At 65.2% G+C, this 23,471-nt stretch carries 19 protein-coding genes; 8 read left to right on the forward strand and 11 right to left on the reverse strand.

The window, feature by feature from the left end:
• From LRH25_RS18015 to LRH25_RS18025, 3 genes are all read right to left on the reverse strand, one after another.
• Positions 1 to 4,860: an RHS repeat-associated core domain-containing protein gene (locus LRH25_RS18015; protein WP_141285069.1), complete on the reverse strand. Its 4,860-nt coding sequence runs from the start codon at positions 4,858 to 4,860 to the stop codon at positions 1 to 3.
• Between the two features lie 112 nt (positions 4,861 to 4,972).
• Complete coding sequence (locus tag LRH25_RS18020; RefSeq protein ID WP_141285067.1) at positions 4,973 to 5,269, reverse strand: hypothetical protein; 297 nt, start codon at positions 5,267 to 5,269, stop codon at positions 4,973 to 4,975.
• Positions 5,266 to 5,394 (reverse strand): BcepMu_gp16 family phage-derived protein, encoded by a 129-nt coding sequence (locus tag LRH25_RS18025; RefSeq protein WP_231011867.1) that lies wholly within the window; start codon positions 5,392 to 5,394, stop codon positions 5,266 to 5,268. The genes LRH25_RS18020 and LRH25_RS18025 overlap by 4 nt, the downstream gene beginning before the upstream one ends.
• A 273-nt stretch (positions 5,395 to 5,667) precedes the next feature.
• Between LRH25_RS18025 and LRH25_RS18030 the strand changes: the two genes are divergently transcribed.
• Positions 5,668 to 6,360, forward strand: a complete 693-nt coding sequence (locus tag LRH25_RS18030; RefSeq protein WP_170200725.1) for an XRE family transcriptional regulator — start codon at positions 5,668 to 5,670, stop codon at positions 6,358 to 6,360.
• 17 nt (positions 6,361 to 6,377) lie between these two features.
• Here LRH25_RS18030 and LRH25_RS18035 read toward each other — a convergent pair whose 3' ends face one another.
• The 7 genes from LRH25_RS18035 to LRH25_RS18065 form a co-directional block, all read right to left on the reverse strand.
• Complete coding sequence (locus tag LRH25_RS18035) at positions 6,378 to 7,136, reverse strand: flagellar brake protein (RefSeq protein WP_141285063.1); 759 nt, start codon at positions 7,134 to 7,136, stop codon at positions 6,378 to 6,380.
• A gap of 50 nt (positions 7,137 to 7,186) precedes the next feature.
• On the reverse strand, positions 7,187 to 7,486 hold the full coding sequence (locus tag LRH25_RS18040) for a flagellar protein FliT (RefSeq protein WP_141285061.1): 300 nt from the start codon (positions 7,484 to 7,486) through the stop codon (positions 7,187 to 7,189).
• Positions 7,487 to 7,537: 51 nt separating this feature from the next.
• Positions 7,538 to 7,972 carry a flagellar export chaperone FliS gene (gene fliS / locus LRH25_RS18045; RefSeq protein ID WP_141285059.1) on the reverse strand — a complete coding sequence of 145 codons (435 nt, stop codon included), beginning with the start codon at positions 7,970 to 7,972 and terminating at the stop codon, positions 7,538 to 7,540.
• Positions 7,973 to 8,195: 223 nt separating this feature from the next.
• Positions 8,196 to 9,647, reverse strand: coding sequence for a flagellar filament capping protein FliD (fliD, locus tag LRH25_RS18050; protein ID WP_141285057.1), 1,452 nt, complete (start codon positions 9,645 to 9,647; stop codon positions 8,196 to 8,198).
• A gap of 139 nt (positions 9,648 to 9,786) precedes the next feature.
• On the reverse strand, positions 9,787 to 10,632 hold the full coding sequence (locus LRH25_RS18055) for a flagellin domain-containing protein (RefSeq protein WP_141285055.1): 846 nt from the start codon (positions 10,630 to 10,632) through the stop codon (positions 9,787 to 9,789).
• Positions 10,633 to 11,015: 383 nt separating this feature from the next.
• The gene (locus LRH25_RS18060; protein WP_141285053.1) at positions 11,016 to 11,861 is read right to left on the reverse strand and encodes a flagellin domain-containing protein; all 846 of its coding nucleotides are present in this window, start codon (positions 11,859 to 11,861) and stop codon (positions 11,016 to 11,018) included.
• A gap of 317 nt (positions 11,862 to 12,178) precedes the next feature.
• The gene (locus LRH25_RS18065) at positions 12,179 to 13,024 is read right to left on the reverse strand and encodes a flagellin domain-containing protein (protein WP_141285051.1); all 846 of its coding nucleotides are present in this window, start codon (positions 13,022 to 13,024) and stop codon (positions 12,179 to 12,181) included.
• Between the two features lie 262 nt (positions 13,025 to 13,286).
• On the opposite strand from LRH25_RS18065, the gene LRH25_RS18070 reads away from it, so the two are divergent.
• The 6 genes from LRH25_RS18070 (at position 13,287) to LRH25_RS18095 (ending at position 21,087) form a co-directional block, all read left to right on the forward strand.
• The gene (locus LRH25_RS18070) at positions 13,287 to 14,390 is read left to right on the forward strand and encodes a glycosyltransferase (RefSeq protein ID WP_141285049.1); all 1,104 of its coding nucleotides are present in this window, start codon (positions 13,287 to 13,289) and stop codon (positions 14,388 to 14,390) included.
• A 39-nt stretch (positions 14,391 to 14,429) separates the two neighbouring features.
• Positions 14,430 to 15,269, forward strand: a complete 840-nt coding sequence (locus LRH25_RS18075; protein WP_141285047.1) for a PPK2 family polyphosphate kinase — start codon at positions 14,430 to 14,432, stop codon at positions 15,267 to 15,269.
• 71 nt (positions 15,270 to 15,340) lie between these two features.
• A complete protein-coding gene (locus tag LRH25_RS18080; RefSeq protein WP_231011868.1) occupies positions 15,341 to 17,257 on the forward strand; it encodes an O-linked N-acetylglucosamine transferase, SPINDLY family protein in 1,917 nt (638 codons plus the stop codon).
• Positions 17,258 to 17,367: 110 nt separating this feature from the next.
• Positions 17,368 to 18,882 (forward strand): methyltransferase domain-containing protein, encoded by a 1,515-nt coding sequence (locus LRH25_RS18085; RefSeq protein ID WP_141291210.1) that lies wholly within the window; start codon positions 17,368 to 17,370, stop codon positions 18,880 to 18,882.
• On the forward strand, positions 18,882 to 20,255 hold the full coding sequence (locus LRH25_RS18090) for a glycosyltransferase family protein (RefSeq protein WP_231011869.1): 1,374 nt from the start codon (positions 18,882 to 18,884) through the stop codon (positions 20,253 to 20,255). Before LRH25_RS18085 ends, LRH25_RS18090 begins: the two co-directional genes overlap by 1 nt.
• Before the next feature lie 16 nt (positions 20,256 to 20,271).
• Positions 20,272 to 21,087, forward strand: coding sequence for a hypothetical protein (locus LRH25_RS18095; protein WP_141287251.1), 816 nt, complete (start codon positions 20,272 to 20,274; stop codon positions 21,085 to 21,087).
• Positions 21,088 to 21,095: 8 nt separating this feature from the next.
• On the opposite strand, the gene LRH25_RS18100 is transcribed toward LRH25_RS18095, so the two are convergent.
• Positions 21,096 to 21,599: a hypothetical protein gene (locus tag LRH25_RS18100; protein ID WP_141287252.1), complete on the reverse strand. Its 504-nt coding sequence runs from the start codon at positions 21,597 to 21,599 to the stop codon at positions 21,096 to 21,098.
• A gap of 319 nt (positions 21,600 to 21,918) precedes the next feature.
• Here LRH25_RS18100 and LRH25_RS18105 point away from each other — a divergent pair, with 319 nt between their 5' ends.
• On the forward strand, positions 21,919 to 23,463 hold the full coding sequence (locus tag LRH25_RS18105) for a methyl-accepting chemotaxis protein (protein ID WP_141287253.1): 1,545 nt from the start codon (positions 21,919 to 21,921) through the stop codon (positions 23,461 to 23,463).
• Positions 23,464 to 23,471 lie beyond the last annotated feature (8 nt).

A 23,471-nucleotide genomic window follows, 5' to 3' on the forward strand; every position in this document is an offset into this window, starting at 1 on the left:
TCAACTTCCTTCACCGGGCAGGAGTGGTCGCGCAGGCCCACGATCAGCCTGAGTTGGGCGGCCACCACCTGCAGGCCTTCCCCAATCATGAGCGTGCGGACTTCCCACGTTATTCCTTCCCTTTCCATGACTATGGTCGTAGTCAACGTCCTTCTCCGGCCAGCCGTCCGTACCATAGGTTCGGACTTGATTTTTGTTGCCCTTGCTGTTGTTGCTGGTGCTCGTAGAACCAGGCTCGCCTTCCATCGGATTCGAGGTACCGGGACTTACCGTATTCTTCGGCTTATTTTCGCTGTTTGTCCCCTCGTTGAGAAGCACATCTTCAAGCCAGGACGCGGCATTGTTGATGAGCCCTCCCACAAGGGCACCGCCCGTGATGCTGGCCACCACAATGGTCGGTGCACCCAACCCGCAAATACCTCCAGTGAGGGTAGTGCAAGCGGTCGCACCGACCGCTCCCACGGTGCCACCCAATACTGCGCCTGCTGTGACGAGCGTGGTCTGCCTTGAGGGCAAGCTGCCAAAGCTTTGGCAATTCCCTCCCATGTCGGCACAACTGAGTCGCCCATCCGGATCCGTGAAGCGATACGGATTATTATTCGCATACCAATACCGATTGAAGTTCGAACCATCCTTGGTATTGACCGGCTCCGGATCCGCCGTCAAAAACCTCCCCAGCAACGGATCGTAATACCGCTGCTGCATCTGCACCAGCCCGGTGGCCGTGTCGTTGACGTGGCCGGTGTAGCCGAAGGTGCTGGGTTCGTTGCCGGTCCAGGTGTCGCCCCAGGGGTCGTAGGCGGTGTCTGCGGTGCCGGCGCGGCTGCTGTCGGTGCGCAGCACGGGGCTGCCCAGCGCGTCGGTGTGCAGGTAGCTGGCCGTGCTGCCGTTGATCTCGACGATGGGTTTGCCGTCGAGGAAGAAGGTCTTGGTGTTCTGGGTGACGGCGCCGCTGGCGTTGAGCTTCTGGCCGAACAGCAGCAGGCCCTTGCTGCTGTAGACCTGCACCAGGCTGCTGCCGTCTGCGTTGTGCACCAGCGCCCGGCGGCCGTTGCCGTCGTATTCGTAGCTCTGGCTGGTGGGGCCGGTGACGGAGGTGAGGCGGTTCTCGGCGTCCCAGTTCATCACCAGGTTGCCGCGCTGGGTGATGTTGCCCCTGGCGTCCTGTGTGAGGGTGTGGCCCACGCCGTTGACGGTGAAGCCGTTGATGCGGTTGTCGCTGCCGTAGCCGGTCCAGACTTCCTGCCCGGTGCGGGTTCGGGTGCGCAGGTTGTCCAGCGGGTCATACCAATAGACGGCGTCTCCCCATTCGTTGGGTGAACTGGCGGTCTTCAGGCGGTCCAGGTCGTCATACCCCATCGTGCGGTTGTGCGAGCCGGCGGTGGTGTCGGTCGTGGCCAGGTAGTCGTTCAGCGTGGCGACGTTGGCATTGGCATCGTAGGTGAGGCCGACCTGGTAGACCGTGCCCGCGCCGGGGTTGGTGTCGGTGATGCTGCTGGGCAGGAAGCGGTCGTTCAACGAAATCTGGCGCACGATGCCATTGCCGAATGTGTAGCCAGTCAGCGCGCCATTGGCTTTTCGGGTGACAGCTGTGGCATGGGTGCCGGCGCTGCCTTGTTCGCCGAAGGCGGTGGGGCTCTGGGCAGGGCGGGCACTGTCCGGATAGGTCAAGTAACTTTCATCGCCGTTGGCGTTGTACTCGTGCTTGATGGCGTAGCTGCTGCCACCGGTGAAGGCGAGCACTTCGTCGGTGAGCAGGCGGCGGTTGTTGTAGGTGTAGGTCCAGCTGGTGTTGCCCTTGGCCACGGTGGCGGGCAAGCCGTCGCCGGTCAGCGTGCGGGTGGTGCCCAGGGTCGTGCCGTCGCCGTAGGACGTGGTGAGCAGGCGGTTGCGGGCGTCGTAGCCGAAGTTGGCCTTGGCCGTTGCGCCGACGGAGCCCTGGTTGCAGGCCGCCGTGTCCGGCAGCGCCAGTCCTTCGGCCTGCCAGGCGATGTTGCCCGCAGCGTCGTAGCCCATCACGGTGGCGCCGCTTTCCGGGTCGATGCGCTTGCACAGGCGGTGGTAGCCGTCGTAGACGTAGCTGCGCGTGGCCGAGACGGTGGCGCCGTTGAGGGCACCCGAGCGCGTGATGGCCTTGGTTTCGCCAAAGACGTTGCGGTCGATGGCGGTGGTGGCGATCGGTGCTGCGATCTTCACCGGCGCGCCGTCGCCCGGCTCGTCAAACGCCTGGTACGAGACGGTGGTGGCCTTGCCGCGCGGGTTGGTGGTCTTGGTCTGCAGGCCGCTGAGGTAGTCGATGTACGTGGTCAGGGGCAGCGTGCCCAGCTCGCTCGACTGCTGGATCTGGTACGGCCGGCTCAGCGCGTCGCGCAAGGTGTTGGTGCCGGCGAACTCGCCGCTGTAGCTGCTCAGGCTGTCCAGCGGGTAGGACTCGAACAGCGTGTGGCCGTCCACGTCATAGGACTTGACGACGAAGCGTTCCTTGCCGCTGCCGGTGTCCTTGCGGTGGGAGATCACCGGGCGCCACAGGGCGTCGAAGTAGTTTTCTTCGAGCAGATTGCCGGTGGTCAGCGTCTGTTTCCAGGTTCCTGCGGCCAGACCGTAGGGCGCGCTGCCGGTGATGGGCGCGAAGGTGACGTTGGTGGCGTTGTAGGTGAATCCGGTTTCAGCGGGATAGGTGATGGTCTTGAGCCGGCCCAGTGCGTCGTAGTCATAGCCGGTGGTGGCGCCCGCCTCGTCTGTCAGCGATGTGATGCGGCCGTAGTCGTTGACGACGGCGCTCTTGCTGTGGCCGGTGGGGTAACTGATGGTTTGCGGCACGCCGCGTTTCCAGTTGCTCAGTCCAATGACGTGCGCGGCCTGTGCCCCGTCCGTTACCGTGGCCAACGTGCCGTCAGTGTTGTAGGTGCGAATGTGCTGCCAGAAACCGAATCTGTAGTCGGTGGTCAGGCGACCGAGCGTGTCATAGGAGTTCCAATAGAGCTGCGTCGCGGGGGTAGGTTGAACAATCGTCGAACTCTGGGGCAACCCGATGACCCACAAAGGAGAATTGTCCGGATAGGAGAAAAGGTCTTTGTAGGTAAGGGACTCTTCCTTTGAATAGCCTAGGCTGCTCGACCTGGTCACATCAATAGGGCGAGCAAATTTATCGTAGGCATTGGCATACCACTGGAATGTCGAACCTTGCTGACTGATGATCTTGCTGCGTTGCGGCGTGAGTTGCTCCACCCGGAAGTGGTCGCCTTCGGCGTCGCTGTAGCCGATCTGCTGCGGGAAGGGCTGGCCGCCGCCGTCGGACCACGCGCCATAGCTGTAGTTGGTGGTCTTCAAGACCGTGGTCGCCGTGCCTTCCGCGACGGTCAGCAACTGGCCGTCGTTGGCGCCCCAGACGGTGCCAAAGGTGTGCTTGACGACCTTGCCTTCGCTGTCAGTGACAGCGACAGTCTTGGTCCCCCCGCAACCCGAAGTGCAGCTGCTCCACGAGCCGACGGCCGTTGGATAGCCATAGTTCCAGCTCAAATTACCCAAGCCCGGCCCGGTGATGCTCTTGGACATGAGCGACATCACCGGGTAGTAACGGGGATACAGCGGGTAGCTTAAAGCAGGGTTGCCTGCAGCTGATGCGCAATTGCTCGATACAAGCGCACGGCCATGCTTCACAGGTGCCAACTGAAACGTCCCCATGGCTCCCGAGGGATGTGCGAATGTCACTGTTTGATTCGCACCATACAGATCGCCCTCGACATTGCAATTGCCACCCCCCACAAATGAGGCAGTTGCTTGAGCAGGCGAAATCGAAAAACCCCAAGCAGAATTGTCTGGCAACGTGACGGAACTTAGATAGCCATTGGTATATCCATATTTCCAAATCTGGGAGCCAACAGATATTTGTGTGATATTTGGTATGGCATCGTAAGCGAAATCTATTCTTCGCCCATCACTTGCAACAATCGAATTCAGCTTCTTCGGCTGCGTCGCATCCCAGTTGTAGGTGACGGTATTGCCAAAACGGTCGGTTACGCTACTCGGTACGATCCAGTACTCCGCTGTGCTAACGCCAATCGCCCCGGCATCCCCTGACGGTGCGATACCCGCCTTCAACCGGTCTGCCTTTCTCCGATTTGCCAGTGCAGTGCCACTGACCGGGTATGCCGGTGCATACCAAGACATGATCCGATCAAAACGATACGTCACCCCTTGAGGTGAAAGAACCAAAAATCCCTCACCGGATCCATTGACCAAATCAATGCCGCATCTGACTTGATAGCCGTCGTGCGTGACGATGGGATAATTTGTCGCACTGCCGCCAGGCGCGGCCGTATTGACGGAGGACCTGATAACCATTTCTTGGTCACCCTTGCCCGGGATATACAGAAATGAGCCATGCCAAAAACCACGCGAATCGGTATAGAGTGTTCCGTCGGAACTGACGGCGCCGATCGGGATGCCAAACCTGGTGCATCGCTTGTAGCTGCCGCCATCATCCGGAGACCAACCCTTGTTACGAACTCCGAAAGAGAATCTTCCGTGCAAATGCGGGATCTCCAGCTCCCAGTCTCCGAAGGACCCAGTCATCCCCGAAGGCTGAGATGTCGACACGTTGATAGGGGTCCCCGTGCCGCGCCGTCGACCCACCGCCACTTCCAAACCATTATTTCCTGGCAGAGAAACGTCCTGCTGGATAAATTCAAGAGAACCGTCGTACAGATTGACTTTGTCACCGAATAGATCGGGACCGTAAGCCGTGATCGTTTTGAGTGCACCTACCCGCTTATAAGCTTCGTCATACTCGTCCGCATGCACCCCATGCAGCAGCAATGCGCCTGCCAATGCCATCAGGCATTTGATCGTTCTGGACATTCCACCCTCCGTGTTTTTTGCGCGTTGGAGATTAGGTGAGGAAGGGGTGGTCGCCCATCCCCAAAACGGGGTATCTGGTGAGGCATTTGACGGATACAGGCAGCAGTTCTCATCACGGGTCTCCCGGATCGCCGGACGGCTGTGGCCAATGCAGACCCACGCTGGCGGCGTTTTCGTTGCTCATGCTGATGAGTCGCGCCACGACCAGCGCGAGGTCATCGGCATCGGTGGTGCCCACGATGAGCTGGGCGGCCGCCATCACATTCGGCAGCGAGCTTTCCGGGCCCACAGCCTGGCGCAGCGCGCTGCGGGCATGAGGGCCCAGGCGCTCATAGGCATGGCAGATGGACAGGTACAGCCGGCGGGGCCGCATGTCGCCGGCGGTCCAGGGGGTGGGCGCCGCGGTCATTTGAGCCCCAGCGCCTTGGCAATGCGATGGCCATCTCCGAAAGTGGCACGGTTCACGCCACGGAGCACCTGGCTCACGGCCTGATAGCGAAAGTCGTTGAGTTCTGCCCACTGCTTGAGTGTCATGCCCTCCTGCTTCAACCGGGTCTTGACCTCTTCCGGCGTCAGAAGCGGAGGACATTGCTCTTTTCGAGACCTCATTGATCAATTCCCCTGAGTTTGATGCTCGTTTTGGATCAATGATAAAGCTCCATAAAGGACATCCACAAGAGCATCCTGTCCTCTGGCATGGGGATGAAAAGCGCAAGGGCACAGGTTCGTCACGGCGAAGCTCACCCGGGCACAGGGGTGAACTGGGGGAGAATTCGTAGCGAATCGCTATCAATTCCGCCACCCCTCATGCCTTCCAAGTCTTTCGTGCCCAGCGCGGATGCCGCGTCTTCCCGTCAGGCGCCGGCACTTGACGTCGCTGCGGTCACGGCGCGGCTGCGCTCGGCGATGGCCGAGGCGGGCGTGGATCAGGCGCGGTTCGCCAGCCGGGCCGGTGTTCCGTTCAGCACGGTGCGGGCATATCTCTCAGGCAGGCGCCTGCCCAGCGCCGAGTTCCTGGCCGGGCTGCACGCGGCGTATGGCATCAATCCCGTCTGGCTGTTGACGGGTGAATCGCCGATGCAGCGCGCGGACCAAGCCCCGGCCATCGGCTGGCACAGGGTGGATGGCGTGAACGAGCCGACGGCCCGCTACGGGCCAGGCCATGCGCTGCGGCTGCCAGAGGACTGGCTGGCGGCACGGGAGCTGAAGCCGGAGGCCCTTTGCGTGGTCACGGTGGATGGCAATGCCATGGAGCCGGCCCTGCGAAGCGGCGACCTGGTGGTGATCCATCTGAAGGACACCGTGCCGCGCAGCGGCTTCATGTACGCGCTGCTGCAAGGCCCGGAAACGCTGGTGAGGTTGTGCCAGCGGCTGCCGGACGGCTTGATCCGGGTGAGCAGCGCCAACCCGGCGTATCCCGCCTTCGACCTGGACCTGGAGGCCACGCCCGCCGTGACGGTGCTCGGGCGCGTGGTGGCGTCGCTGCGCGACTGGTGCTGAGGCCGGGCCGAAGGGCCTCAGTCCAGCGACAGCATGCGTCGGCGCTTCTGGGTGTTGTCGATATACCGCTGAAGCGCGCGGGTCGCGTTGGCGTCCAGGCGGGTCAGTTCGCAGCCCAGGCGCACGCCCTTGGCTTGCGGCTGGATGGAGGTGACGTGGTGGACCATCAGGCTGGTCTGGAATTCGGTGTCGCCGTCCAGCGAGAGCCGGGTGCCGTGGATGACCACGCCAGGCTCGACCGGGGGCACGTTTTCCGGCAGGAACAGCGCGCAACCGCCAGCACTGACGTCCAGCACACGCAGCTCGAGCCGCATGTCGGGGATCTGCGGGTGGCGAAAGCTCGCCGTCGGCGAGGTGCGTTCCAGCGTGCGCACGCGGTAGGCTGAGCGGCGCTGGAAGCGGAAGAGTTCGCGCGGCATGCTGGTCTGCAGCACGCAGGCGTTCTTGCCATGCACCAGCAACCGGTCGGTCACGTCGAACTGCAGCTTGATCTGGTCCAGATAGCCGACGGCCGAGGCCTCTTCGGCCTCGACCAGGCGCTGCGCGGCGGGCGACATCAGGTCCACGCTGAAGGCCAGCTTGCCCTGTGTCGCGTCGATGCTCCACAGCGTGGTCTGGTAGGCCGTGCCGTCGGACCCGCTGAGGTTGATCACCACGCTGCGGTCCATCAGCGCCTTGAGCAGTGCGCGGATCTCGTGCGGCTCGTCAATGCGGAACTCCTGCATCGATGAACCCGCATGCGGGTTGATCGGGGCCGGGCGGGTGTCGGAAAACATCGGTGAATCCAGTCCGGAGGCGATGAGCGCGTGGGGCTGCGGACAGCCGCTCAGTGCAGCGTCTTGCTGCGGCCGGTCATCATCTGGTCGAGGTCGTCCAGCCAGGGCTCGGCCAGATGGCGGATCTCGGCATCGTTCAGCAAGATGCGCTGCATGATGCGCGACTTGACCTTGCTTTCCTCGGCCTGCAGCGATTCGGAGTGGGCAGCGTTCTTCAACTGGGCAATCAGGACGGCGCAAGCGCCTTCGAGCTTGACGACTTCATCCCAGTTGCCAACGCGGGCGGCTTCGACCATGTCGGCGCTGGCGCGTTCGATCGCCTCGTAAAAGTTCAGCAAGTTGGTGCTCATTTCAGTGTTCCGGCATGTCGTGTCGGGTCTCGGCGTGTCAAAACGCACGGCTCAGTTCAGGCCTTGGTGGACCTGAGGGCCAATGGCCTTCCAGGCTTGGCGCAGGGGATCGACGAGCGAGGCGCACTCATCGAGGATCTTTTCGTCGTTGCGGATGTTGGCCAGCGTCAGGCGCATGGTCAGGTAGGCGTAGAGCGACTGCAGGTCCAGCGCCAGGCGGCCGCCATCCTTCAGGTTCAGGCCGGCCTTCAGCCCTTCTTCGACGATGCGGGCGGCACGGCTGATGGCCTTGCCCTTGGACTCGATCTCGCCAGAGCGCATGTAGCCGCGGGCCTGGCTGACGGATTCCATGAAGCCGTCGAACAACATCTCCACCAGTTTGTGCGGCGAAGCATCGACGATGCTGGTCTCGACACTCACGCGGCGGTAGGCGTGGGCCATGGCACCGGCTTGGCCGAGCGCGTAGGAGAAGCTGGGGGTGAACATTTTGTGAAGTCCGTTTGTTGTTCCGCTTGTGTTGTTTATCGGTGCCCCGTGCGGGCACTTGAGGCGGACCGATCTCCCGTATCACCCCGGGTTTCCGGACAGTTTCAAGACAGATCCAGGGGCTTTTCCCTCTGTGGAACGGCCCTGGAAAGCCCATGAAAAAAGGCGCCCGCAGGCGCCTTCGATGACATGAACCTAGGGAAAGTACCTATCTTTCCGGCGCTCAGGACGACGACGACAAGGCCGCCATCTGCTGGGTGACATAGGACGACAAGGCGTTGAGCGACGCCATCTGCGTGTCCAGCGCCTGGTACTGGGCCTCGTAGCGGGCCTGGACGCCGACCAAACGGGCCTCCATCGAGTCCTGCTGCGACTGGTTGCGTTTGATCGCGGCGTTCAGCGCATCCTGCCGGGTCTGCAGGCTGCCGTCCGAAGCGGTGGCGGCGTCGGCAAGGTCGCGGAAGCGATCCATGAAGCCGGAGCTCTCGGCATCGGCGCCGTCGGTGGCCAGCGCCTTGCGCACCTCGGCCGGATTCTTCATCGCAGTTTCAAGCTTGGCGCTGTCCAGCTTCAGGGTGCCGTCCGCGGCCATGGAGATGCCGATGTCGGACAGGTGCGACAGCGAAGACGAGGCCTTGGTGCCGTCGTTGATGATGCCGCGCATCTGCCACTGGAAGCCGATGGCGGTGCGGTCACCCTGCAGCGGCGCGCCCTTCTTGGCCGTTTCGTCGTACTTGGTCTGGTCCTTGATGTAGCTGGCCAAGTCATTGAAGGCCTTGACGAAATCCTTGATGCCGGTGGTCACCGCGTCGGTGTTGTCGGTGATGGTGATCTCGGTGGTCGCGTCACCAGTCACTTTGCCCACGGTGAAGGTCACGCCTTCGGCCACGGTGCTGAAGGTGTTGGTGCTGGACTCGACCTGGATGCCGTTGACCGTGGCTTTGGCATTGCCGGCCGCCAGGTTACGTGTCATCGTGTTGCTGGACGCGGTGGCGTCATAAGCCAGTGCCGACAGACCGGTGCCGGCATCGCCATCGTCACTGGTTTCGCTCGCCGTGATGCGGAAGCCGTTCTCGGCGCCGGTGGCGGTGGAGCGCAGCGACAGGCGCGAGCCGTTGGCGTCAGTGACGATGCTGGCCGTGACGCCGGCACCCGCCGCGTTGATCTTGTCCCGAACGGACGTCAGGCTGGTGTCGTCCGGGCCGATGGTGATGTTCAGCGCGCTGCTGCCATCCTTGGCAGTGAAGCCACTCGCAGGACTGCCGCTGCCCCAGGTGCCCAGTTCGATCGTCAACGTGCCTTCGCTCAGCGTTGCGCTGGAAGACGAAAACGCGCCCGAGGTGAGCGTCTGGGACGAGGCCAGGGCCTGCACGGAGACGGAATAGCTGCCAGCGGCTGTGCCATCTTCGGCCGAGCCGGCAACGGCCGTGCTGTCGCTGGAAGTGAAACTCTTCTTCGACCACAGGCTGAGGTCGGCCAGCGCCTGGGCCTTGTCGCCCATGGTCGAGGCATAGCTCTGCATCTTGCCCATTGAGGACAGCGTGGTGCTGAGCGTCGTCTGCTCGGTGGCCAGCAGGTCAACCGGCCTGTGCTCGACCGCCATCAGCGACTTGATGATGGAAGTGACGTCCAGCCCGGAGCCAACGCCCATCGAGGAAAGAGTGCTGCTGGTCATGGTCGGCCCGTCCTTCTGTCCGGCGAGGAATCACCGGTTCTGTGACAACAATGTCGGCGCGAGCACCACGAACTTGAGGGGCTGCGCACCGGAAAGAAAGCCGGCGTCGCGCCGCGTTTGCGCGGCCCCCGGCCGGAGATCAGCCCAGCAGCTTCAGCACCGACTGCGGCAGCTGGTTGGCCTGGGCCACCATCGCCGTGCCGGCCTGCTGCAGGATCTGCGCGCGGCTCATGTTGGCGGTTTCCTGCGCGTAGTCGGCGTCCATGATCCGGCTGCGCGCGGCGGCCTGGTTCTCGACCGATTGCTGCAGGTTGGAGATGATCGCGTCGAAGCGGCTCTGGGTCGCACCGAAGGTCGCACGGGTGTTGTTGACGGTGTCGATGGCCGCGTCGATGTTGTTGATCACATCGGCAATCGCGCCCGAGGTCGCCGCAGCATCGATCACCGCGCTGGTCGAGGTGACCGTGGTGATGTCGCTGGACGTCGCCATGTTGGTCGTCGCCACGTCGATCACGTCGTCGGTCGTCGTGTTGGCGCCGATCTGGAAGGTCAGCGTCGTCGCATCGGCGCCCAGGATGTGCTTGCCGTTGAAGGTCGTGCCACCCAGCACTCGGTTGATTTCCGACTGCAGCTGGGTGAATTCCTTGTTCAGCGAGTCCTTGTCGGAACTCGAGTTCGTCGAGTTTCGTGCCTGGACAGCCAGTTCCCGCATGCGCTGCAACGCGTCGCCCACCTTGGACAAAGCGCCTTCCGCGGTCTGCGAGAGCGAGATGCCGTCATTCGCGTTGCGGATCGCAACGTTCATGCCGCGCACCTGCGAATTCATGCGTTCTGCAATCGCCAGGCCTGCAGCGTCATCCTTGGCGGAATTGACACGCATGCCGGACGACAGTCGCTGCATCGACGTCTGCAACGACGACTGCGACATGTTCAGGTTTCGCTGCGCGTTGAGCGAAGCGATGTTCGTGTTAATGGTCTGCGGCATGTGAGCACTCCTCAAGAATCAACCACACCCGGCGAACGTGCCGGCTTGCATGAACCGCTGCGGGTTTGAAACCGCCGCGGGCCCTACAGCCCGGCACTCGATCACCGTCGAAAAGCGCCGCGTCGGATTGACACGGCACCGGACTCGTCAGTGCTTCCGGACCACGCCGCCCGAGCAAGGGCGATGCGTTAGGTGTGATTCTCAAAGCAGTGCCCGATCTGCAAAGCCGCGAAATGCAAGCCGAATCGGGTCTTCTTCCATCCTGGCTTTCGCCGGGACGCCGAACCCGGCCAAAAGCCGGGTGCGGATGGGGGGCCAACGTTCAGAAGGAGGCCAGCGAGGCCGGGGTCGCCCCCGTGTCGCCGGCTTCCTCAGCCCTTTGTTTACTGCAGCAGACGCAGGACCTGCTGCGGCAGCTGGTTGGCCTGGGCGACCATCGCGGTGCCGGCCTGCTGCAGGATCTGGGCGCGGCTCATGTTCGCGGTTTCCGTCGCGAAGTCAGCGTCCATGATGCGGCCGCGGGCTGCGCTTTGCGATTCCACGCCTTGCTGCAGGTTGGCGATCACCGCGTCGAAGCGGCTTTGCGTGGCACCGAAGGTGGCGCGCTGGTCGTTCACCGTGTTGATGGCGGTGTCGATGTTGTCGATCACCGTCGCCAGGGCACCCGAGGTGGCGCTTGCATCGATGGCAGCCGACGAGCCGGTGACAGCGATCATGTCCGTGTTCGTCACCATGTTGGTGGTGTTCACGGTGATGGTGTCGTCCGCGCTGGTGTTCGCGCCGATCTGGAAGGTCATGGCGGTCGCATCGGCGCCCAGCATGTGCTTGCCGTTGAAGGAGGTACCCCCCATCACACGGGTGATTTCTTCCTGCAGCTGGCCGAATTCCTTGTTCAGCGAATCCTTGTCGGAGCTGGTGTTGGTGGCGTTGCGTGCCTGCACTGCCAGTTCACGCATGCGTTGCAGCGAGTCGCCCACCTTGGCCAGTGCACCTTCAGCGGTCTGCGCCAGCGAAATGCCGTCGTTGGCATTGCGGATCGCGACGTTCATGCCGCGAACCTGCGAATTCATCCGTTCGGCGATCGACAGGCCAGCGGCGTCGTCCTTGGCCGAGTTGATGCGCATGCCCGAAGACAGGCGCTGCATCGAGGTGGACAGCGACGATTGCGAAGAAGCCAGGTTGCGTTGAGCGTTCAGCGAGGCAACGTTGGTATTGATGGTTTGAGCCATGATAGTTACTCCAGAATGGGTTCCAAAAGTCTTCCGGTTAAAGCACCGGCGGTTCGTCTTTCGCCTAAGCGCCGGGTGCTCCTCCGGTCGGGCAACTACTCATTTGCCTGACCCTTGGCCATCTCACCGGACCTACAGGACACCGTTGTTTGCGTCCTGTGAGTGGGATATCGGATGCGACTTTTGGAACCTTTAGGACTATCTGCGCCTGCACCCCGAAGCAGCGTCCTGGCAACGCCGGTTCGGGGATTCAGTGGGTTCAGGCCGGTTCGGACAGAACCGGTTCAACCTGCGACCCTTGCTGGGCCGCCTTGGCGTCATCGAAGCAGCGACAGCACTTGCTGGGGCAGCTGGTTCGCCTGGGCGACCATCGCAGTGCCTGCCTGCTGCAGGATCTGGGCGCGGCTCATGTTGGCGGTTTCGGTCGCGAAGTCGGCGTCCATGATGCGGCCGCGGGCGGCGCTCTGCGCCTCTACGCCCTGCTGCAGCTGGGAGATCACGGCGTCGAAGCGGCTTTGCGTCGCACCGAAGGTCGCGCGCTGGTTGTTGACCGTGTCCAGGGCGGTGTCGATGTCGTCGATCACCGAGGCGATGGCGCCCGAGGTGGCCGAGGCGTCGATGCTCGCCGAGGAGCCGGTCACCGCCTGCATGTCGCTGTTAGTCACCATGTTGGTGGTGCTGACATTGATCACGTCGTCGTTGGTGGTGTTGGCACCGATCTGGAAGGTCATGGCGGTCGCATCGGCGCCCAGCATGTGCTTGCCGTTGAAGCTGGTGCCGCCCATCACTCGGTTGATTTCGCTCTGCAGCTGGCCAAACTCCTTGTTCAGCGAGTCCTTGTCGGAGCTGGTGTTGGTCGAGTTGCGGGCCTGGACCGCCAGTTCACGCATGCGCTGCAGCGAGTCGCCCACCTTGGCCAGCGCGCCTTCAGCGGTCTGCGCCATCGAGATGCCGTCGTTGGCATTGCGGATGGCCACGTTCATGCCCCTGACCTGCGCATTCATGCGTTCGGCGATCGACAGGCCGGCAGCGTCGTCCTTGGCTGAATTGATGCGCAAGCCGGAAGACAGGCGTTGCATCGAAGTGGACAACGACGATTGCGAGGCCGACAGGTTGCGCTGTGCGTTCAGCGAAGCAACGTTGGTGTTGATGGTGGAAGACATTGGGATAACTCCTGCACGGGGCTTGATAACAAGGACCGGAATGGCCCTGGGGTTGCGCCCCCGCTTCAGTTTGTTGGGGCCGTACCCTGGATTTCGGAACCTTGATCGCCGGACTTGAGGGTTTTTTTTCCCGCTTTTCCTTCGATCAACCGGACGCGCTTTGCGGCCTGGGTGGCAGCCGGTCGTCTTGCCGACCAAATGGCCACCGCCCACCCTGCTTATCGACCGATTGAAGACACCCTGCAGTCCTAAAGTTTCCAAAATGACGGCCAAGCCCCCGCCTCCCCGCCCGCAAGACCCACCGCCCGGCACCCAGCGCTTCCGGGTGGCGCTGGTGATGATCGTGCGCAACGAGTCGCAGCAGCTCGGCAGGGCGCTGGCCAGTGCCCTGCCCTGGGTGGACGAAGCGCTGGTGCTGGACACCGGCTCCACCGACAACACCGTGGCCCTCGCACGCGCCGCAGGCGCGCGCGTGGCCCATTTCCAGTGGACCCATGACTTTGCTGCGGCGCGCAATGCCGCGCTCGCCCTCGCCGGTGCGGACTGGCACCTGGTGCTGGACGCCGACGAATGGATTGCCGAGGGCGGCCCTGCGCTTGCTTCTCTGAGTGAGTTTGCACCCACTTTTGTTGGCGCCGTGCGGGTGGACAGTCGCCAGGGCGAAGGCCCGCAGGCCAGCACCGCGCCCAGTTGGCTCAGCCGCGTGCTGCCAGGCCATGTGCGCTACGCCGGCCGGATCCATGAACAGCCGCAGCACCAACTGGATGTGCAGCGCCTGCCGGTGGCCGTGGGCCACAGCGGCTACGCGCCGGCCGCACTGGCCGCCAAGGCCGGCCGCAATGCCAGGCTGCTGCTGGCAGATTTGCGCGAACAGCCAGCCGATGCCTACCTCTGGTACCAGCTGGGCAAGGACCACGACGTGTACGAGCGTTACGCAGACGCCGTGGCCGCCTTCGACCGCGCCGAGGCACTGACCCTCAGCGCCGGCCGCGGCCGTCCGGCCTGGCTGCACGACCTGGTGATCCGCCGCCTGCACGCCTGGAAGCGCTGTGGCCGCCACGCCCAGGCCTTGCAATGGGCCGAGGAAGCGCTGGTGGCCTGGGCCGAATCACCCGACTTCTTCTTTGCCTTGGGCGACCTGCTGCTGGACTGGGCCGCCGACGAACCCCACCGCGCCGAACACCTGCTGCCGATCATCGAACAGGCCTGGCAGCGCTGCCTGCACCTGGGCGAGCGGCCGGAGCTGGAAGGCGCGGTGGCCGGCCGCGGCAGCGTGCTGGCGGCCAACAACCTGGCACTGCTGTACGACTTGATGGACCGCCCGGCCGAAGCCGCCTCCTGCCGCGCCCTGGCTGACGCAGGCTGAAGCCGGGGTCGACCAGCTTCCGCCTGTCATCATGGCGGCATGCCTGCCCGCCAACCCCCCCTGAAACAGCTGCTGGCCAACCACCAGTTCGCCAAGCCCAACCGCGAATTCAAGCTTGCGGCCATCGACACCGCCGCCAAGCCCTTCTCCGGCGGCGACAAGGCCGATGACAAGGCCGCGGTCGACGCGCTGGCGCTGGAGCTCGACACGCTGCAGAACCTCTTCTTCGCCGACCGCCGCTTCAAGCTGCTGGTCGTGCTGCAAGGCCTGGACACCAGCGGCAAGGACGGCACGCTGCGCGGCGTGTTCGGCCGCATGAGCCCGCTGGGCGTGCGCACCGTGGGCTGGAAGGCGCCGACCGAACCGGAGCGCGCGCATGACTTCCTCTGGCGCATCCACCAGCAGTTGCCCGCTGCCGGCGAGATCGCCGTCTTCAACCGCAGCCACTATGAAGACGTGCTGGTGCCGGTCGTCAATGGCCAGCTGAGCCCCAGGCAGACCTCGCAGCGCTACGCCCAGATCAACGACTTCGAGCGCCTGCTGAGCGAAACCGGCACGGTCATCGTCAAGTTCATGCTGCACATCTCCAACAAGGAGCAGCGCCAGCGCCTGCAGGACCGGCTGGACGACCCGACCAAGCGCTGGAAATTCCAGTCCGGCGACCTCACCGTGCGCAAGCAGTGGGACGCCTACCAGCAGGCCTACCAGCGGGCCATCGCCGCCACCGCGACCGCCTGGGCGCCATGGACCATCGTGCCGGCAGACTCCAAGACCCACCGCAACCTGATGATTGCCACCGTGCTGAAGGACCAGCTGCAGCGGCTCAAGCTGCGCTACCCGCCGTCCGACCCGGCGCTGGACCGGCTGCGGGTCGAATAGCAGGGAACTGGCCGGCTGCGGGCCTGCTTATCCGCGCCTGCCGCCGCGCCAGCGCTGCCACAGTGGCAAGGATGAGCCGCCATGCCACCGCCGTCCCCAATGCCCTCGAACGCCATTGGCAAGCGGGGCTGCAAGCCTTGAAAAACCGCGCCTGGGACCGCGCCATCGCCGAGTTCGGCCAGGGCGCGCGTCTTGCGCCCTCTGACCGGCTGATGTGGCTGAACCTGGCCCGCGCGCAACTGGCCGGCGGCGCGCTGGACGCCGCCATCGACGCCAGCCGCCAGGCGCAGGCGCTGATGCCCGAGGACCCGCTGGCCTGCCGCCTGCTCGCCGAGTGCCTGGTGCGCCAGCACCGCTTTGCCGAAGCCGCGCAGGTGTTCGATGCCTATCCGCCCCAGGCCGCGCGCGACTTCGAGTGGCACCAGGCCCAGGGCAATGCGCTGTTCCAGAGCCAGCGGCTGCAGGACGCCGTCAGCGCGTTCTTCCAGGCCCTGGCGCTGAAGATCGACGATGCGCTGACCCACTACCGCCTGGGCCTGTGCTTCAAGGACCTGGGCCTGACACGCGAGGCCACCGAATGCTTCCGCACCGCCGTCTCGCTGGACAGCGACAGCACCCGCGCGCTCGCCCTGTCACTGCTGGTGCACGAAGGCCGGCAGACCTGCGACTGGCGCCTGGTCGACCAGGACACCGCCGAGCTGCTGCAGGCGATTGACCAGGCCGACGCCAAGACCGGCCAGCTGCTCTCGCCGTTTGCACTGCTGGCGGTGGACGCCACGCCTGCCCAGCAGCGCCGCATTGGCGAGATCCGCGCCAAGGGCCTGGCGCGCGAGCTCAAGCCACTGCCGGCGCCGGTGGGCCCGCGCCGCCCGGGCCGCATCCGCGTCGGCTACCTGTCTTCCGACTTCCACCAGCATGCCACCTCGGTGCTGATGGCCGAGCTGCTGGAGCGGCGCGACAGCAGCCGCTTCGAAGTCACGCTCTACTCGCACAGCATCAACGACGGCAGCGCCGTGATGCGCCGGGTGCGCGCGGCCTGCGAGCATTTCGTGGACGTGACGCACCTGACCCACACGGCCATCGCGCAGCGCATGCGCGACGACGCGATCGACATTGCCGTCGACCTCAAGGGCCACACCCGCGGCAGCCGCTTCGAGCTGCTGGCCCAGCGGCCGGCGCCGGTGCAGGTGGCTTACCTCGGCTATCCGGCCACGACGGGGGCCGACTACATCGACTACATGATTGGCGACCCGGTGGTGACGCCGCTCTCGCACGCCGCGAACTACAGCGAACACATCGCCCAGTTGCCCAACAGCTACCAGCCCAACGACCGCCAGCGCCCGCTGCCGCCAGCCCCCAGCCGCGCCAGCCTGGGCCTGCCGGAAGACGCGGTCGTGCTGTGCTGCTTCAACCAGGTCTACAAAATGTCGCCGCACATGCTGGACCTGTGGGCCGCGATCCTCGCGCAGGCCCCCCGGGCGGTGCTGTGGATGCTGGCCTGGAACCCGCACGGCCAGGCCAACCTGCAGCGCGAGCTGGAAGCCCGCGGCGTGCCGGCCAGCCGCATTTTCTGGGCGCCCAAGCTGCATCTGGGCGAACACATTGCCCGCCTGCGCCAGGCCGACCTGTTCCTCGACACCTGGCCCTGCAACGCCCACACCACCGCCAGCGAGGCCTTGTGGGCCGGCGTGCCGGTGCTGACGGTGCCGGGCCCGACCTACGCCTCGCGCGTGGCCGCCAGCCTGGTGCACGCCTGCGGCCTGCCCGACCTGGCCTGCGCCAGCGAGGCCGACTACGTGGGCCTGGCCGCCGCGCTGGCCAACGAGCCGCAGGTGCTGCAAGGCCTGAAAGCCCAGCTGGACGAACATCGCCTGGCCCTGCCGCTGTTCGACACCGACCGCTACGCCCGCGACTACGAAGCCCTGCTGCAGCGCATGTTCGACCGCCAGCAGGCAGGCTTGCCGCCCACGGCACTCGCCGCAGCCTGAAGACGATAAGGCGCCGCTTGGCCCGTCTCATCGCGCTTTAGTTCACGGCGAGCGCAGGCACCATCGCCTCAGCGCTGGCAGTTGCCGCCGGCGGCCGAGGAACCCTGCGTATGCAACTGCCCCCCGTACACCTGGCCATCATCCAGCCGGCCGGCTATGTCCATTCGCTGGGCTTCCTGGACCAGGCGCGCTATTTCCGCCACCAGTTCACGCGCATGGGCGCGGAGGTGACGATTGCCAAGAACCGGTTGCGCGAGGACGCGGTGAACCTGGTCTTCGGCGCCCACCTGGGCTTTCCCGCCGACTGGCAGCGCCGCCACGCCTGCGTGTTCGTCAACCTGGAACAGCTGGGTGACGGTGGCGCACGCGTCAGCAACGATTACCTGAATCTCTTGCGCGGCGCCGCGGTGGTGGACTACGACGCCGCCAACGTCGCCAGCTACTGCAGCGAGCCGCAGGACGTGCCCATCGTGCCCTTCGGCCACGCGCCCTACCTGGCCGACGGCACCGCACTGCCGCTGCAAGAGCGCCCCATCGACCTGCTGTTCTTCGGCAGCATGAACCCGCGCCGCCAGGCCTTCATCCAGCGGGTGGAAGCCTGCGGCTGGAACGTCGCCAACTTCGACCACCCGCTGTACGGCCCCGAGCGCGACCATTTCGTGCGCCAGGCCAAGGCGGTGCTGAACTGCCATTTCTACGAAAGCAGCCGCTTCGAGCAGGCGCGTGCCTTCCATGCGATGTCGCTGGGCACGCCCGTCATCTCCGAACGCGGCCCGCAGACCCGGCCGAGTGCCGCCTTCGACGAGTCGGTCTTCTGGCTGCGTGAGGGCGAACTCGAAAACTTCTTCCAGCACCAGTTCGCCAGGCCCGTCTTCTTCGCGCAGGCAGAAGCCAGGCTGGCCGCCTTCGCACGCCACGACACCATCGACGCCTATGCCGACCTGCTGGCCTTTGCCGCCGGCTTCTTCCAGGCCTGGGGCAAGACCCGCGCGGCCGAACCATGGAAGCCCACGCGTGTGAACCTGGGTTCCGGCAAGGACTACAAGCCCGGCTGGCTGAACATCGACATCCTGGCCCGCGCCCAGCCCGACCTGGTGCTGGACCTGGGCCAGGCGCAAAGCTTCCCGCTGACGCTGCAAGGCGAGCGCGGCGCCGAGATCCTGCTGGCCCCCGACAGCCTGGACCTGCTCTACGCCAACAACGTGCTGGAGCATGTGCCCGACCTGCCGATGCTGATGGGCAACGCGCTGACGCTGCTCAAGGAAGGCGGCGAATTCCAGATCGAGGTGCCTTACGAAAAGGCGCTCACGGCCTGGCAGGACCCCACGCACCTGCGCGCATTGAACGAGAACTCCTGGCTCTACTACACCGACTGGTTCTGGTACCTGGGCTGGTTCGAGCACCGCTTCGAGGTCGCCCAGTCGCAGTGGCTGGACATGCAGACCAAGCCTTGCAACAAGGAACAGGCGGCGTTCATGAAGATGACGCTGCGCAAGATCGCCACCACGCCGCGCGAGCGCACCGTGGCCCGCGCGATGCAGGCCGATTTCGGCGGCATTGCCGATGACAGCTGGGTGTTCACCGAAGCTGCCGCCCACCCGATTCCGACCGAGGAGGTGCTGTGATGCAGCCCCATGCAGAAGTGATGGCCGTGCTGGCCTTCGAACACCCGAACAATGCCGTGACCAGTGTGGCCGAGCGCATGGCGGCCGGACTGGTCTGCCAGGGCCTGAACGCACGTGTCTTCACGCTGCCGGGCGACGCGCAGGCGCTGGCCGCCGTGCCGCCGCAGCAGATGCTGGGTGTGCTGTCGCTGGGCCCGATGCCGCTGGCCACAGAGATCGACGGCCGCCCGCTGTGGGAACACTTCGGCCGCTCGCCCGTCTCGGTCTACCTGCTGGACGCGCTGCTCTACGACCTGGCCCGCGTGCCGGTGATGAAGGAATTCCTGGCCGACGCCGCCAGCCAGCCCCGCCTCTCGCTGATCTCGCCCGAAGCCGGCTACCGCGACTGGCTGGGCGGCACGCTGCCGGTGGCCTGGCGCTACCTGCCGTTTGCCGCCTTCCCGCAGCTGGCCCTGCCCGGCACTGCAGAAGCCACGCCGGCCGAGCCGCAAGGCCGCTTCTGCGTGGTCGGCACGATTGGCGGCGAGCTCGGCAACGCACCGGCCGGCGAAACCCTGCCAGCCTTGCTGCAGCGACTGCTCGGCCGCCGGGTGGACAGCCGCCGCCTGCAGCAAGCCGCCGAAGCACTGAACGCGCCCGACGCGCACCCGATGCCCGCACGCACGCTGGCCGCCAGCCTGGGCTGGACGCCGGCCGAGGTGATGACAGGCAACGAGCAGCTGGCCGCGACGATTGCGGTGGACTCCTGGTTCAAGCGCGAGCGCCGCCTGGCCGCAGTGCGCAGCATGACCGGCCTGCAGGTGGACTTCTTCGGCAGCGGCTGGGACCAGCTGCTGGGCGAGGTGCCGGGCTTCCGCCACGTGGGCCAGATCCGCCATGGTGACATTGCCAAGCTGGTGCCTCACTACCTCGGCCTGGTGAACTTCGACCCGAACTGGCAGCACGGCCTGCACGACCGGGTCTACACCACCACCGCGATGGGCTGCCGCATCATCACCAACGACAACAGCGCACTGGCCGAAGCCGCGCTGCCGGCCGAACAGGTGCTCTGCTACGACGCCAACCGCCCGGCCATCGCAGAAAGCGTGGCCGCCGCCGGCTGGCTGGACAGCCTGCCGCCACCCGCCCGGCCGAACAGCGAACTGCTGGCCCGCCACCAATGGGGTACCCGAATGGCCCAGTGGCTGACCGACGCGCCGATGGCCGTGCCGGCACTGCCCGCACCGGCCATGGCCGATCCGGCCCCGGCCGCCGTCCAGCCGATGCCCGGCCCGGCCTTTGCCGCCAGCGTGAACGCCAGCCTCGGCGCCCAGACCCACTTCTCGCCAGCCCTGCACCCCCTCATGCACACGCTGGCCGGCACCCGCCGCTGAGCCGAGGCGAACCCGCATGCCAGCCAACGACCTGCGCGTGGTGCAACTGGGCTCGATGGCCCGGTCCGGCGAAACCCTGTTCCTGCGCACCTTCTCGGTCCACCCGCAAGTGCAGGTGGTGCACGACCTGCGCGTGGGCAACACCGCGGCCGAAACCGCGCTGTTCAAGCTGCTGCGCATCTGGCCGGCCAACCGCATGCCGCGCGTGGAGGTCGAGCGCCTTCTCGGCCCGGCGCTGAAAGCCAGCGCCACCCACCTGCTGCTCAAGCAAGGCGTCTTCCATCCACGCCATGCCTGGCGCGGCGTGAGCCTGGTGCGCAACCCGTACGCGATGTTCGTGTCCCTGTGGACCTACGACGCCGGCAAGCATGCGAACGACCAGCAGCACCTGCGCAACTGGCGCACATTGCGCCTGCCGCGGCTGCTCGCCTGGTGCGACGCGATGGACCCGGTGCTCTCGCGCCAGCTCGCCGCGATGAGCGACCCACTTGAGCAGTTCCTGCTGTTCTATGCCATGCGCGCCCAGCAGCTGAAGGCCAGCGGCCGGCCGCTGCTGCACTACGAAGACCTTGTCAACCAGACCTTGCCGACGCTGCGCAGCGCCTGTCAGGGCCTGGGTTTGACCCCGCACGACGACCTGCTGCGCGCCCACCAGTTCTATGCCAGGGGCGAGGCCGGCCACGGCGGCATGGACCTGGGCTCGCCGATCCGGCCCGGTTCCGACTGGCAACCGTATCCTGGCCTGCCGACTGCCCCGTTCGACGCACTGGTGCGGCAACTGGGCCTGCAGCGCTACATCGGCCTGTACGAGGCTGCGGCACAAGCAGCCTGAGCGGCGCGCTACTCGACCTTGTGGTCTTCTTCCTTGGCAGCGGCCATCGCCTCCGGTTCCAGCTCTTCGGCCGACCGGTTGAAGCGGATGAACACGCCCCAGGCGGCCAGCAAGACGCCAACCGAGACGATGAGCGCCGCCGCGTGCGGCAGCAGCGCCAGGTCTTCATGGATGGCTTTGAAACTCGCCACCAGGCCTTCGATGCCCAGCGCGACCACGACCACCACGAAGAAACGCGAAAGATAACGCCGCACGCGCGTCGGTGCGCTGATGTCCGCGTCGCGGATCACCTCTTCCTCGGCAATGGTCTCGGCGATCTGCAGCGCCACCACCGCCGCGGCCAGCAGGCCGACGGCCTCGATGATGGCCTGCGCGGCAGTGCCATCGAGTCCGCCCATGAAGGCCTGCCAGCCCATGCGGGCGGCTATGACCATCAGCATGAGCGCGGCAAAAGCGAAGAGTGCGGCCATCAGGCCATGAACAATGCTGAAAAGACGCTGTACGAGCTTCATCTGGCCTGCCTGGAAGTGCTGGCGAATTTTTTCCAGCGCCCAGCTGCCTGTCTGTCAGACCACCGGCCGGCGAGGTGCCGGCCAAGGCCTCACCAACACAGCTTCACCCGTTCAGTCGCTGCAGGCTGCCGTCGAACGGAGCGTTCGGGCCGTTGCCGGCAAATGGCAGGGTAGGCGGCGCTGTGTCTGAACACGGTCCCTCTTGGCCGGGACGAAATCACGCTTGGCCCGAAACCGCGCTCATGTGTCTCCACTCATTCGTCGAAGGACACGTCAGCCCGCTGGCCGCGGCACAACCAGAACCATTCGAGGCATCCAATTGCGCGACAACCAACCCATCACCCAACGGGAATACGAATTCCCTGACAACGCGACCCTGATGTCCACCACGGACACGCAGAGCCACATCACCTATGCCAATGCGGCGTTCGTGGAGGTCAGCGGGTTCACACGCGAAGAGGTGCATGGCAAGCCCCACAACCTCGTGCGCCACCCCGACATGCCGGCCGAAGCCTTCGCCGACATGTGGGCCACGCTCAAGGGCGGTGAGCCCTGGACAGCCCTGGTCAAGAACCGGCGCAAGAACGGCGACCACTACTGGGTGCGCGCAAATGCCACCCCGGTGATGCGCGATGGCAAGGTCGCAGGCTTCATGTCGGTGCGCACCAAGGCCTCGCGTGAGGAAATCGCAGGGGCTGAGCAGTTTTACCGTGAGGTCCGCGAGGGCAAGGCCGGCAGCCGGCGCTTCCACAAGGGGCTGGTGGTCCGCACCGGCCTGGCCGCATGGCGGTCCATGTTCAAGACCCTGTCGGTTCGCTGGCGGATTCGCTTGCCGTTGATGATGCTGGCCCCCACCCTGACCGCTGCGGCAGCGCTGCTGGATGTGAGCGGCGTGGCGCTGGCAGAGTTTGCCGGCGCCAATGCGGCGCTGACACTGCTTGCCTGCCTGTGGCTGGAAGCCCAGATCGCCAAGCCGCTGGAACAACTGCGCGCGCAGGCGCTGCGCGTGGCCAGCGGCGAGAGCCAGAAGTCGGTGCACATGGACCGGGTCGACGAGATCGGCATGACCTTGCGCACCGTCAGCCAGCTGGGCCTGATGTTCCGCTGGCTGATTGATGACGTCAGCGAGCAGGTGCTCAATCTGCAGACCGCGATCCATGAGATCGCGCAGGGCAACCAGGATCTCAGCGTGCGCACCGAGCAGGCGGCTTCCAGCGTGCAGCAGACGGCCTCTTCGATGACGCAGATGACCACCACGGTGCGCAACAGCGCCGAAACCGCGACCACGGCCAACCAGTTGTCTGGATCGGCTTGCGAAGCCGCCACGCGCGGCGGCAAGGCGGTGTCGCAGGTGGTGAACACCATGCACGACATCACGCAAAGCTCCAAGAAGATTGCCGACATCATCGGCGTGATCGATGGCATTGCCTTCCAGACCAACATCCTGGCACTGAACGCCGCCGTGGAAGCCGCCCGCGCGGGCGAACAAGGCCGCGGCTTTGCCGTTGTGGCCGGCGAGGTGCGAAGCCTGGCCCAGCGCAGCGCGGACGCCGCCCGCGAGATCAAGTCCTTGATCGGCAGCAGCGTGGAAAAGGTCGAATCGGGCGCCAAGCTGGTGGACGACGCCGGTCGCACCATGGAAGACATCGTGAAACAGGTTCAGCGCGTCTCGGACCTGATCGCCGAGATCGGCTCCGCCACCCACGAGCAGACCACCGGCATCGGTCAGGTGGGTCAGGCAGTGGGCCACCTGGACGAGATCACCCAGCAGAACGCGGCACTGGTGGAGCAAAGCACCGCCGCCTCGGAAAGCCTGCGCCAGCAGGCCACCCGGCTGGTCGAAGCGGTCAGCGTATTCCGCTGAACACGCTG

Source organism: Ideonella azotifigens, from assembly GCF_021043325.1.
Taxonomy (GTDB): domain Bacteria; phylum Pseudomonadota; class Gammaproteobacteria; order Burkholderiales; family Burkholderiaceae_C; genus Ideonella; species Ideonella azotifigens.